11 protein-coding genes and 1 pseudogene are annotated in these 11,409 nt (G+C 43.0%); 5 read left to right on the top strand and 7 right to left on the bottom strand.

Translation table 11 applies throughout. The features are described from left to right. Positions 1-550, bottom strand: a pseudogene (locus tag AB6E51_RS12385) (hypothetical protein); the annotation flags it as partial. A 444-nt stretch (positions 551-994) separates the two neighbouring features. On the opposite strand from AB6E51_RS12385, the gene AB6E51_RS12380 reads away from it, so the two are divergent. The 4 genes from AB6E51_RS12380 to AB6E51_RS12365 all read left to right on the top strand — a co-directional run bounded on the left by AB6E51_RS12380 (position 995) and on the right by AB6E51_RS12365 (position 5,553). Further along, positions 995-2,260, top strand: a complete 1,266-nt coding sequence (locus AB6E51_RS12380; RefSeq protein WP_372057970.1) for a TolC family outer membrane protein — start codon at positions 995-997, stop codon at positions 2,258-2,260. Then, positions 2,260-2,877, top strand: a complete 618-nt coding sequence (locus tag AB6E51_RS12375; protein WP_372057969.1) for an OmpA family protein — start codon at positions 2,260-2,262, stop codon at positions 2,875-2,877. Before AB6E51_RS12380 ends, AB6E51_RS12375 begins: the two co-directional genes overlap by 1 nt. A gap of 135 nt (positions 2,878-3,012) precedes the next feature. After that, on the top strand, positions 3,013-3,363 hold the full coding sequence (locus AB6E51_RS12370; RefSeq protein ID WP_017062305.1) for a DUF2750 domain-containing protein: 351 nt from the start codon (positions 3,013-3,015) through the stop codon (positions 3,361-3,363). A gap of 162 nt (positions 3,364-3,525) precedes the next feature. Then, on the top strand, positions 3,526-5,553 hold the full coding sequence (locus AB6E51_RS12365) for a diguanylate cyclase (RefSeq protein WP_372057968.1): 2,028 nt from the start codon (positions 3,526-3,528) through the stop codon (positions 5,551-5,553). Here AB6E51_RS12365 and queC read toward each other — a convergent pair. Both queC and queE read right to left on the bottom strand, forming a co-directional pair. Then, positions 5,513-6,208, bottom strand: coding sequence for a 7-cyano-7-deazaguanine synthase QueC (gene queC, locus AB6E51_RS12360; RefSeq protein ID WP_017063822.1), 696 nt, complete (start codon positions 6,206-6,208; stop codon positions 5,513-5,515). The genes AB6E51_RS12365 and queC overlap by 41 nt on opposite strands. Positions 6,209-6,266: 58 nt before the next feature. Continuing rightward, positions 6,267-6,935 carry a 7-carboxy-7-deazaguanine synthase QueE gene (gene queE, locus AB6E51_RS12355; RefSeq protein ID WP_346762947.1) on the bottom strand — a complete coding sequence of 223 codons (669 nt, stop codon included), beginning with the start codon at positions 6,933-6,935 and terminating at the stop codon, positions 6,267-6,269. Positions 6,936-7,119: 184 nt separating this feature from the next. On the opposite strand from queE, the gene AB6E51_RS12350 reads away from it, so the two are divergent. Beyond that, positions 7,120-7,929 (top strand): Cof-type HAD-IIB family hydrolase, encoded by an 810-nt coding sequence (locus tag AB6E51_RS12350; RefSeq protein ID WP_102428957.1) that lies wholly within the window; start codon positions 7,120-7,122, stop codon positions 7,927-7,929. A gap of 100 nt (positions 7,930-8,029) precedes the next feature. Here AB6E51_RS12350 and AB6E51_RS12345 read toward each other — a convergent pair whose 3' ends face one another. The 4 genes from AB6E51_RS12345 to AB6E51_RS12330 all read right to left on the bottom strand — a co-directional run bounded on the left by AB6E51_RS12345 (position 8,030) and on the right by AB6E51_RS12330 (position 11,306). Beyond that, positions 8,030-9,442 (bottom strand): NUDIX domain-containing protein, encoded by a 1,413-nt coding sequence (locus AB6E51_RS12345; protein WP_029235162.1) that lies wholly within the window; start codon positions 9,440-9,442, stop codon positions 8,030-8,032. 86 nt (positions 9,443-9,528) lie between these two features. Beyond that, a complete protein-coding gene (locus AB6E51_RS12340; protein WP_009846623.1) occupies positions 9,529-10,008 on the bottom strand; it encodes a GNAT family N-acetyltransferase in 480 nt (159 codons plus the stop codon). Positions 10,009-10,223: 215 nt separating this feature from the next. Beyond that, complete coding sequence (locus AB6E51_RS12335; protein ID WP_017062298.1) at positions 10,224-10,625, bottom strand: glycine zipper domain-containing protein; 402 nt, start codon at positions 10,623-10,625, stop codon at positions 10,224-10,226. 234 nt (positions 10,626-10,859) lie between these two features. Beyond that, on the bottom strand, positions 10,860-11,306 hold the full coding sequence (locus tag AB6E51_RS12330) for a hypothetical protein (protein WP_004733605.1): 447 nt from the start codon (positions 11,304-11,306) through the stop codon (positions 10,860-10,862). Positions 11,307-11,409: the final 103 nt, after the last annotated feature.

Below are 11,409 nucleotides of genomic sequence, written 5' to 3'. Positions count from 1 at the left end.
AGTCATCCGCCGCTGAGCCAGAGTCCGTATCAAGTGTCAGTGTTGGCGCATCTGGAGCTGTTGTGTCAACTATGGTCTCGCTGTCTGTGCCTAGGCTATCCGGTTGGTCAACCGAACGGAAAGCATCAAGAAGACTCAAGCTTTGAGTACGAGACATTCCCAGCGCTTCAAAGCCCGTCGTTACAAATTCAGTACCTGGAATGGTTTCTTCACCGTCGCGCTCAATAGTCCCGCTACTTACTAGGCTTGAACCACTTTCACCAGCTGCCGTTGCAAATTCTTCGCCTAGCTCCGTCGGATCCTGACCTTCTTCTAAAGCCGCAAAGATATTTGCAATGTCTTGGTCTAGTTCAACTTCACCGCCATCTTCAGGCGAAAAACGCTTGACTGAAATTGGAGATTCAGAGTTTTCGCTCTGGGATTCAAGAATGACATCCCCTGCTTGTAATGGCTGGCCGTCTTCTAGGACTTTAATTGTACCATCTACCGAAACAACAATGCGTTGACCAAGTGCCAATGCACCGCTCGCATTCAATACTGTCATGTCCATATAAACCCCTAAAACTCATTTTTCAATCAAAACGTCAAAATAGTGACATTGTATTTATAATATTAGGTAAAATATAACACCTAACACCATATAATTCATAGTTATGAATGCACATTTTAACAAGGTCGTATACACCATGATGACAATGGTCACACTCATCAATACTTAAAGCGCTCTTAAATTTAATATAAGTTATTGTGCTAACGAAAAATAATTGACATATTAATAGGTTTTCTAAGTGCATTAAAACATCACAATACGCACAGTGATCGGTTAACAAATTTACAACCATTTGCGATCGCCAGTTGTAGCGATCGTAATTTTTTTGGCGGTTCATCTGAATTTTGTATATCATCGTGCAAAATTAAGACTCAGGTGTGACTCATTTTGGAGAGATGCAAATTGAATAGGATTCAAACGACGACCTTAGGGCTAGCTATAGCAATGACCTTTCCAGCTGCGGCACAAACTCTTGAGCAAGCCGTCGCTTTTACGTTGGAAAGCAATCCTGAAATTAAAAGTGCTTATAACGAGTACGTAAGTAAACGTTACGTTAACGATGCTTCTGGCGGTGCTTATCGTCCAAGTATAGATCTAGATGGTGGGATTGGTTATGAGCATACCGATCTAGTGACCAATACAAATTCAACAGATCTGACGCGTAAAGAAGCGACGATTACTTTGACTCAGTTAATATGGGATGGCGCTAATACATCCAATGATATTGACCGTACTGCGGCTGATGCAGAGTCCGTGCGCTATCAACTACTATCTAACGCGCAAGACATCGCTTTAGAAGTAACAAAGGTTTATCTTGATGCAGTGAAAGCCTATGAAGTGCTTTCTCTTTCGGAAAGTAACTTAGCGACGCACAAAGAGATATATAACGATATTCGTAAGCGCGTGGAATCAGGTATTGGTTCAACCGCAGATATGTCACAAGTTGAAGCTCGTATTGCGAAAGCGCACGGGAATTTGCTTGCTGCTCAAAACAACCTTTTTGATACGCATACTCAGTTTAAAAGACTTGTTGGTCAATCTCCTTTAGGGTTAACTTTCCCTCGCGCAGATGCGGGTGCAATTCCTTATACCGTTGATGGTGCGTTGGCAAAAGCGTTTAACCAGCATCCAGTCATTAAGATTGCACAAGCCGATGTTGACTCAGCGAAGTTCCAATACAAACAATCTAAGAGTACCAACTACCCGACTGTTTCTTTTGAAGCCGCTCAAACTTGGCGTGATGACGCCGGTGGTACAGAAGGCAGCAGCGATGAGTTTTCTGCCATGGTTCGTTTAAGATACAACCTTTACAATGGTGGTTCGGATCAAGACCGCACAGAAAGTGCAGCCTACCAACTCAACAAAGCCAAGGACCTTCGCGAAAGTACTTACCGCAATGTAGAAGAGAGTCTACGTCTATCATGGAGCGCACTTGATTTAACGGTTCAGCAAAAAGAGTTCCTATCTGACCACGTAGACTCGGCATCAGACACGGTAATCTCATATGAGAAACAATACCGTATCGGTAAACGTACCCTTCTCGACTTACTTAACACTGAGAATGAATTATTCGAAGCTCGTAAAGGCTATTTAGATGCTAAGTATGACGAGCAATACGCAAAATATCGCGTAATGAACGCAACTGGTAACCTACTCATCGGTTTACGAGTTGAGATCCCAGAAGAATGGAATGAAAAGGTGGAATATTAATGAAGCTTACCAACACAGTATTATCGCTTTGCTTCATGGTTGTATCTGCCAATGCTTTAGCTGAAAACAACGAAGATGAATTCGAATATCGCGCTCTACCGCCGGTCACTCAAATTTACGATCTTCAAGATGATGACAATGACGGTGTAATAAACGCGCGAGATTTATGTCCCGATACACAAATTGGTGCCGAGATCGATAACGACGGTTGTGGATCATATTTCGAGTCAACGGAACAGAAAGAACTTCACATTTTATTTGCCAACAATTCAACAGAAATCAATCCTGTTTTTCTTGGCCAAATTCGTCAAATGGCCGCGTTTTTAAAGCGGTATGAAAGCACAACCATTCGTCTACAAGGCTACGCGAGTAAAGTCGGAAACGCGGCTCACAACTTAGACTTATCGAAAGAACGAGCATCAAATGTAAGGCGAGCCCTAATAAGTAATGGTATACAACCATCTAGAGTGACAATCGTTGGCTACGGGGATACCGTTTCTAATGAAGAGGGAACCAAAATCAACCATGCGCTCAATCGAAAAGTTGTCGCTTCCGTTGTTGGATTTAAGGGTAATATCAAAGAAGAATGGCACATCTTCACCAAAATTAAAAAGTAGGCGTACCCAGCTTTTACCATACTGAAACGTTATCTTAAGTTAACGTTTCAGTATGGTGATAATTCCTTGAATAGCATATACCTAAGCCGTCTATAATGTTAATCTTGCCACGTTATCAACATAGAGAATTAATCCATGAGCAAACTAACAGCTGATACTCAAGCAAATCTAGAACTTTTCGTTTCTGAAACACAAGAAACTAAACTGGTATGGGGCCTTCGCAACGAAGAAGGTTGGCTAGCATGTGACTCAAGTGAATTCGAAAACAGCGAAGTGATGCCATTCTGGTCTTCAAAAGAAGATGCTCAAACTCACAACGTTGAAGAGTGGGCTGACTTCGAAGTATTAGAAATTCCACTAGATATCTTTGTAGAAGATTGGTTACTGACTCTTGCTGAAGACGGCGTTCTTGTTGGTACTAACTGGAATGCAACATTAGAAGGCAAAGAACTTGAGCCTTCTGACCTAGCGAAATTATACATCTAATTTCCGATATCGGTCGCACGATTCGCGCGACCGATATACCTCTGATTAGTATCAATAAATTAGAGACCTACCTCGCATAACCACGTAGTCGCACCATTCAAAATTTGAAGCAACATCAAACTAATAATAGAATATCGTTCTTTATCTGATTGATCGTCTCTTGTGAATCACTTCGTTTTTGTTACCTTTCTACTATTCATTAGCTTTTGTTCTTATAGCCAAGTATCAACATCAGATCGTGACCACAATTCACCAGTCTATACCTCCAATCTAAGCTCTACTCCAAATGCTGATTGGAACGCGCTTTATCTCTCTACTTTAAACCACTCCCCTGAGCGCGCATTAAACATGCTGCAAACACGCTACATCGGCTCAACGGTTTATGGAGATAAGCTTTACCTTGCGTCTCTTCTGTATCAATACATGAGCCACCGAGATCAGCCGTTCTACGGAATCGCTTCAAACGACAATGACTACCAAGCGATAGAAACAGCGTTTATTTCTGCTCTGAGGAAAGACGGCAAAGGCCAATATGAACAAGCACAACAAGGCTTTCTAACACTTTTGGCGAAAATGCAATCTCGCAGTGATTTAACTGGTAAAGCCTTACTAAAGTACCAGCTATGCCGATCGCTTAACGAGCAAGCTAAATACCATCAAGCGAACTATTACTGCTCTACCCTTCAGTCAGATTTACATGACATCGCTGACCCTGTATTACCAAAATTCGGGACTTATCGAGTCATCGCGAACAATCATCATTTCCGCAGTGACTATCAAGCTGCACTAGACACCTACCTATCACTAATAAACGTGTTTCCACAAGGGCATGATATTTCAGGGGTTTACAACGATGTGGGTAACTTGCTCAAAGAATTAAAGCAATATGAAAAATCGGCGGAGTATCTAGAGCAAGCTCTCATTCTCAGAGTAAACGCTTCAGATTTAATGAAAGCACAAGTGCATCACAGCCTTGCGGATCTCTACCTTAACCAAGAGCAAAGTGAACTAGCAATTCACCACTTTCAGACAGCAAGAACACTGCTGAGCTCAACGTCGCATAGCTACGGTATTGCACTCACAAGTCTTGGCTTAGGAAAAGCGTACACTCAAACGAAAAACTATGATGTGGCGAGAACCTACCTAATTGAGTCTCTTTCAGCTTCGAGCGAACTGAGCAATGATGTCATTCGCATCAATGCTTACTTGGCAATCAGCGATATGTTCGAAGAACAGAAATTGCCAACGGAAGCACTCAACTATGCTCAACAAGCGCTAGAATTAGCTGAACAAGTCACAAGGCATAAATACATCGCGCAGTCACTTCTTCAGCTTTCTGATATTCATCAATCACTCAGCGATTACCAACAAGCTTTCTATTTCTACCAGCGATACTCGTCAATACAAATGGAAGCTAGAGATATCGACAATCGACTCGCACTCGAAGCGCTCGGCCTGACGCACGCCAAATATGAACAAGAACTAGAAAGCTCTTTCCTGACACATCAGACGAAACTTGACCGCGTTCAAATTGAAAAAATGGAACATCAAAGATGGATGTACAACATCGTTGTTATTCTGTTGCTTTGCGCTGCAAGCTTCACGGTATTGATAAACAAAACGGTTCGCGCAAAAGCAGCAATTGATGGCTTAACGAAAGCATATAGCCGAACTGAGATAATTCGAAGAATCAAAAGAGTGAAACGCTGTAAAGGGACGGACAAACAGCATGTGCTCGTGCTGCTCGATCTAGATAAGTTTAAGAAGATTAATGATGAGCATGGGCACCCTACTGGTGATCGGGCACTGGTCCATATTAGTGATCAAATTAGAAAACACTTAGTGAATGGTGAATTGTTTGGTCGCTTAGGGGGTGAAGAATTTGTCATCATGTTAACCGATACCCCACCAGCAGAGGTACGAGAACGCGTTGAAGAGTTGCACTACGCCATTTCAAGCACTGTCTTTTTATCAGAAAGCAAAAAGTCACTTAATGTGACCGCGAGTTTTGCTTATCTAGCAACCTCAAACGCATTAAGTGACTTTGATGACTTGTATTCAGTGCTCGACCAAGCACTCTATCAAGCCAAAAGCAACGGCCGAAACTGCATTATTGATGCATATAACGAACCGATTGATTTACCTGAAATTATTTATTCTCAGCCTGTTTGCGAACCAACTCAGCCATGATGCTTTCGCGATCACCGAGGTAATCGTTAAGGCCAACTTTACGCAGTTCACATGCCGGACAATCGCCACAGCCATCACCAACAATGCCGTTGTAACAAGTCAGTGTTTTGTTTCTAACAAGTTCAAGTGCTGAGTACTGGTCTGCTAGCGCCCATGTCTCAGCCTTGTTTAACCACATTAGCGGTGTTTTGATATCAAGCTGCTTGTCCATACCTTGTACAAGTGCAGAGTTCATCGCCTTCACAAAGTCATTACGACAATCAGGGTAACCAGAAAAGTCTGTTTCACACACACCTGTAATCACGGTTTCAGCACCGATTTGGTAAGCGTAAATACCCGCTAGAGTCAGAAATAGAATATTACGACCAGGAACGAATGAATTCGGCAGCCCATTCTCTTGCAGCTCATGAGACACAGGAATATCGTCACGAGTCAAAGAGCTGATAGCCAGTTCATTCAACAGAGTCACATCCATCACTTTGTGCGCTTTCACACCAAGCTCTTTCGACAATGACTCAGCAACTTCAATCTCGAGTCTATGGCGCTGACCATAATCAAACGTAATCGCATGAACTTCATCATACTCTTTTAATGCTTGAACAAGACACGTTGTTGAGTCTTGACCACCACTGAATACTACCACTGCTTTTTTCATCTTAAATCCTTACGAGAACCTTCTACTAGCGACTTATCTTGCCCAGTAAAAATACAACCTATGCGATGCTCAAATATTTGTGAGTTTGTATTGATAAGCGCCAATTGCGCTCAATGCAGGTATCAATACAAAGCTGAGTAGCGCGGTCTTTTTGGCTGATTGGTTGCAGAGCGATAACAGTGTCGTTAGGAACTGCTGCTCGCTCCAATAAACCGTCAAGTTGTTCGATGTCTTTGCTTGTACCTACTGGATGCTTAATTTCGTTAGCACGTTGCAAGGCGCTATCTAAGATTTCCAGTTTCGCTTTCATCGCCACTTTCGGTGACACCGTAACCCAAGTGTCCGGTGTGGCTTTAACTTCTGATGTTCCGCTAGTCTCAATCTGACAGCGACAACCGTGCTGCTCAAACGCTTCAGTAAGAGGAACAAGATCATAAATGCATGGCTCACCACCAGTAATCACAATGTGCTTAGCAGTGTAACCTTGCTTGATATATTCATTCACGATTCCTTGAGCATCGATTGCTGACCAAGTAGGTGAATCTTCTGTCTTAACCATAATATCGCCAAGGCTGGTTTCCTCTTCTGGCAACGCTTCCCAGGTCTGCTTGGTATCACACCAAGAACAGCCCACTGGGCAAATTTGCAGACGAACAAAAACAGCGGGAACGCCAGTAAACACGCCCTCACCCTGAATGGTTTCAAACATTTCATTAATCTTGTACAACTTTCCCTCAGCTCAATCATTTGATGAAATTAATCAACCGCAGACCTTAAAGCACTTCCCCCTTTTGGTCAAACAAATGAGTACTGATAAATGAGTTGATCAAAGCCCTAGCCTGAACTTTCAAGTTCCCTTATCCTTTCGCCCATAGATTTCGTTAGCTTTTAATTTTTTAGTAAGGAACAACATGTACAAACTGATTGCTCTTGATATGGATGGCACACTACTCAACAGTGAAAAAGTGATTTCTCAAGAGAACAAAGACGCAATCGCCAAAGCACGAGCTGCAGGTGTGAAAGTAGTTCTCGCTTCTGGTCGCCCTTTAGAAGGCATGCAAAGCAAATTAGATGAGCTTTCGATTGACGGCGAAGATGACTTTGTACTCTTCTACAACGGCTCTATGGTTCAGAACGTATCGACAAAAGAGATCATTCACAGTGAGATCAGCAACGGCAAAGCCGCAAAAGAGATTGCTGCCCTCGCTCAACAGCTTGGTGGTTATGTCCATGCTTTCAGCAAGATCCACGGCTTAATCACACCTGAGAACAATGAGTACACTGGTATTGAAGCGCGTATTAATTGCTTAGATATAACCGAGTTCGACTTTTCTCAACTAGAAGATGACCACGAAATCATCAAAACTATGATTGTCGCTGAACCAAGCAAGCTGACTGAAATCATCGGTAAGTTGCCACAAGAGCTTAAGACTCAGTTTACTATCGTACAAAGTGCACCATTCTTCTTAGAGTTCCTAAACCCGAAATCAAACAAGGGTGTCGGTATTGAAGCGATAGCGAAACACTTAGGCATTAAAGCGGAAGAAGTCATCTGCATGGGTGATGCTGAAAACGATCACCATATGCTTGAATACGCAGGCCTTGGCATTGCAATGGAAAACGCAATGGAAGAAACCAAGAAACTGGCGGATCACATCACAGCTAGCAACGACGACCATGGTGTAGCGGTCGCGATTGAGAAGTTTATCTTCAACTCATAAACGCTCAACAGGTTCTAATAAGAATTACTTTTTGCTTGTTTCAGAAATGACAAAGGCTGTGCACTGCACAGCCTTTTTGATTTTGTGTTAGTCGAGTCGCTTACTCTCTTTTCCATGGCAGACGAAATGCCACCACACCAAACAGAATCAAGATTGGGAAACGTAACGTTTCAACAATAAATGAAGCAATACCGCTGAAAGAGACAAAGCTTCCAGCCCAGCTAATCAGCAGATTTCCCGCTAACAACATCGCCATCACTCCAAGAACGATCTTGAATGAGAACTGACCAACCAAAGGTTTCGAGTCTGTTAACGTCACTAGGCATGCAATCGTCATCAAAATCGCCACCCAGAATGAGAATGTTGGCAGTGGCCATATCACCGTCAGAACAATCGACAGTAAGCACAATGCCCACCAAACACCTTTAGAACTCAATAAGGCGCTAATATCAACATCCGGTTTCGCGTCTAATCTCACGATATGCCACGTCGTTAAAGCGCCTAATACGCCACCCATTAATACATCACTAAAAAACGCACTACCTGAATAAGACTTAAATAGCATGATCCACAGCAGGCCAGCGAGCACTACCAGAATGGCTTTTTGCTCCAAGAGGCGCTTTAGTTTCCAAAAGACTAACAAGGTTAAACTGACCCACAAGGCAGCCAACAGACTTGGAAAACTATACCCACTGCTCATCACCAGTTTCAATGTTGGCAAGTAAGCGTGTGGACGTGGAAAACCAAAACCTTGGTGCGCGATTAAAGTAAGTAGTGTCACCGAGATCAAAGTGAAGCCAAACTTCAACGCGAAGTTACGGCCAAAGTACCAAGCAATTAACGGCAATATCACAATGAAGACCCATGGCTTGGCCAACAAGTCAGTCAAAAGCACAGTATTCGCAAATACGCTTGGCATCTTATCGAACGTGTTTTGAAGTGACACAATCCAATTTAATTCAACTTGATGGACTTTGGGTGCCGCGCCCACCAGCTCAGTCACATACGTCACCGGTTGATCTGTCGCAGATAAAAACAGCTCGTTAATCTCAGACCACTGTTCTGGGTAGCGGTATTGGTGATCTTGCAATTCAGTAGGAGGAAGTAACATCGCTCGGCTGACTTCCACGCCATAATGAGGAGCAAACCAAATCGGCAGCTCAAAGCCACCTAACTCATTTCGAGCCTTGTAACTGATCACTTCAGAGTCAGAAATACAATCAAACACGACGGCACTGTCGGTATAACCTAGCACATCACCGACCGTTACCGACAAACCAGCCTCTTCCCACGTTTCACGTTGCGCCGCGACGGCTGGCGGCTCACCTGAAACAACAGTGCCTCCCGGTAGAGACAATTGACCTGTGATCAACTCATCAACCAACACGATTTGGTTATCAGCACGTACTACACACAAGGCGCCCGCGATATGATCGGGCAAAGTGTCGTTTGCCCAAGCGGAAGTAGTACTCAAAAGAGACAGTATGAAAACTAATAAATATCGAATAACCAACGAGTTTACCTAAAAAATAATAGAAGAATATTGAAGACTGCTTTTGCAGTTGAACTATTGTAATCAAAGCCACACAAAATCGCTGTCTACGTTTTGTGCAAAGCCTTCCTCATCCATTGAATGTGAGGTGTGAACCCCATTTTTTGATAGAAGTCCTTGGCAGGCGAGTTAAAGTCCCAAACTTCTACAAAGACTTGTTCAACCCCATAATCATCAAAAGTACTTTCAACTTTGTTAAACAACTTTTCAGCAATCGATTCTTTTCGATAATCAGGCAAGACAAACAGTTCATCGACACTTCCCATCGGCACTGGTTTGCTGACCGTTGAGATAAGCTCACAAAAATGCCCAGAGATAAAGCCAACAATGAGCTCACCTTTTAATGCCACATAAACCAAACATTCAGGGTCATCCAAGTATCGTGCAATGCTTTTTTCCTGCTCAATCTCTTCTGCCGTTTTAAAGTGCTCTGGGCTAGCAAGGTGGTGGTGATGGTGGAGATCGAACATTAACTCGTTAAGTTGTTCTAAATCCGCGTGCTTTGCGGCCCTTAAGGTGACATTCATGACTATTGCGCTTCTCAAACCAAATTAATATCTAAACTGAGTCTAGTTTACTTGGCGTGAGTATCTATACAAGTTATTGAATTAATTCATTGTTTGAAGTGTGTATTTTAGATACAAAAACGGCCACATTACGTGGCCATTCTGTTTGAATGATTTTGAATTAAACGAATATCGAAGCTATGGTTTTTGCTGTGGCTTTTGCTGTAGCTTCAGCTTTATGCACCGTTATCTTCTTTCTCTTCTTTGAGATCAGCAAGCTGTTGTTCCAGTTCAATAAGCTTAATTTCCGCCTCTACTTCCGCAACTCGCTTTTCTGCATCAGTGCGATTGTCTTGCGCTAGACCATCAGCAGTAACTTGGGTTCGTTGTGCGTTTCTTGCATCGTCCGTATCTTTCATTGAACCCGCAACACCACCAGTCACACCACCTAATGCAGCGCCCTTAACGGCTAAACTCGCATCTCCAGTTAGAGCGCCGGCTGTTGCTCCTAATAAAGCACCACCTACCGCACCACGATTACGTGCGGCATTCTCATTTTCGTTATCCATTGCTGGTGATGCGCAACCAGAAAGAGTCACAATCAGTGTCGCTAAAAGAAAAGGTTTAGTGAATTTCATAGGAGTCTCGCTTAGTTCTTCGTTTGGAGTAGAGCCATCTTAAGCAGAACCGTTAATGAAATAAATAAAGCCACGTTTAGACGATACATCATGTTCAGTTATGTATCATTCAACCATCGCATAAGTGCTTATTGATATATCTTTGAGCTCGCCTTAGCCTGACAAACAAAAAAGGCGACCAATAAGGTCGCCTCAATCGCGCTTTCTCTATAATTCTTGCCTTTCACATATCTCTTAGCCTTTAGACCAAAAGTTTTGCATGTTTGCTACGCTAGGTGGTGGCCTAACACCACAATCTCGATAATGATTTTTATCGCCGATCCCCAGTATCTTGCCATTTTCGTCATCAATCATAGCCGCAACTTTAACACCGTCTCCCACATGGCGAGTTAACACGACAATTTCACCAGCTCTTTCAGATCTTACCGCGCCTAAGATTTGATATTCGTAGCGGCCTTTCCTTGAATTAACGATCATCTTCGAGTTAATCGGGTCGGCTTCATACCCCACGCCCATATCAAAAACCGCTTGATAGAGATCGACGCCAGTCTTGGACACACATTTAAATATCTTGGGATGACTCAATGGCTCTAACAACGCCCTACTCGCTTCATCCTTTGAAATACTGGCACTAGCAGCACCACTGACCAGTAAAGCAATCAGCAAAAAGTAAGCTCGCATAAAAAAGACCTCAATATGTGGGGTTCATAATGAGGTCATAGTAAACGCAATGGATAAGCGGATGAATAAAGTAGCGTTTAGGTAAACCATCACGCTGGGTTAT

It is taken from the genome of Vibrio sp. 10N.247.311.47, from assembly GCF_041467535.1.
Taxonomy (GTDB): domain Bacteria; phylum Pseudomonadota; class Gammaproteobacteria; order Enterobacterales; family Vibrionaceae; genus Vibrio; species Vibrio crassostreae_C.
This window is presented reverse-complemented; position numbering and strand designations above follow the sequence as displayed.

What these genes read in the sequence shown, in the direction of transcription:
- AB6E51_RS12380 (WP_372057970.1), top strand. Translation starts at nt 995, where the DNA reads ATGACCTTTCCAGCTGCGGCACAAACTCTTGAGCAAGCCGTCGCTTTT.
- queC (WP_017063822.1), bottom strand. Translation starts at nt 6,208, where the DNA reads ATGAAAAAAGCAGTGGTAGTATTCAGTGGTGGTCAAGACTCAACAACG.
- AB6E51_RS12330 (WP_004733605.1), bottom strand. Translation starts at nt 11,306, where the DNA reads ATGCGAGCTTACTTTTTGCTGATTGCTTTACTGGTCAGTGGTGCTGCT.
- AB6E51_RS12340 (WP_009846623.1), bottom strand. Translation starts at nt 10,008, where the DNA reads ATGAATGTCACCTTAAGGGCCGCAAAGCACGCGGATTTAGAACAACTT.
- AB6E51_RS12350 (WP_102428957.1), top strand. Translation starts at nt 7,120, where the DNA reads ATGTACAAACTGATTGCTCTTGATATGGATGGCACACTACTCAACAGT.
- AB6E51_RS12375 (WP_372057969.1), top strand. Translation starts at nt 2,260, where the DNA reads ATGAAGCTTACCAACACAGTATTATCGCTTTGCTTCATGGTTGTATCT.
- AB6E51_RS12370 (WP_017062305.1), top strand. Translation starts at nt 3,013, where the DNA reads ATGAGCAAACTAACAGCTGATACTCAAGCAAATCTAGAACTTTTCGTT.
- AB6E51_RS12335 (WP_017062298.1), bottom strand. Translation starts at nt 10,625, where the DNA reads ATGAAATTCACTAAACCTTTTCTTTTAGCGACACTGATTGTGACTCTT.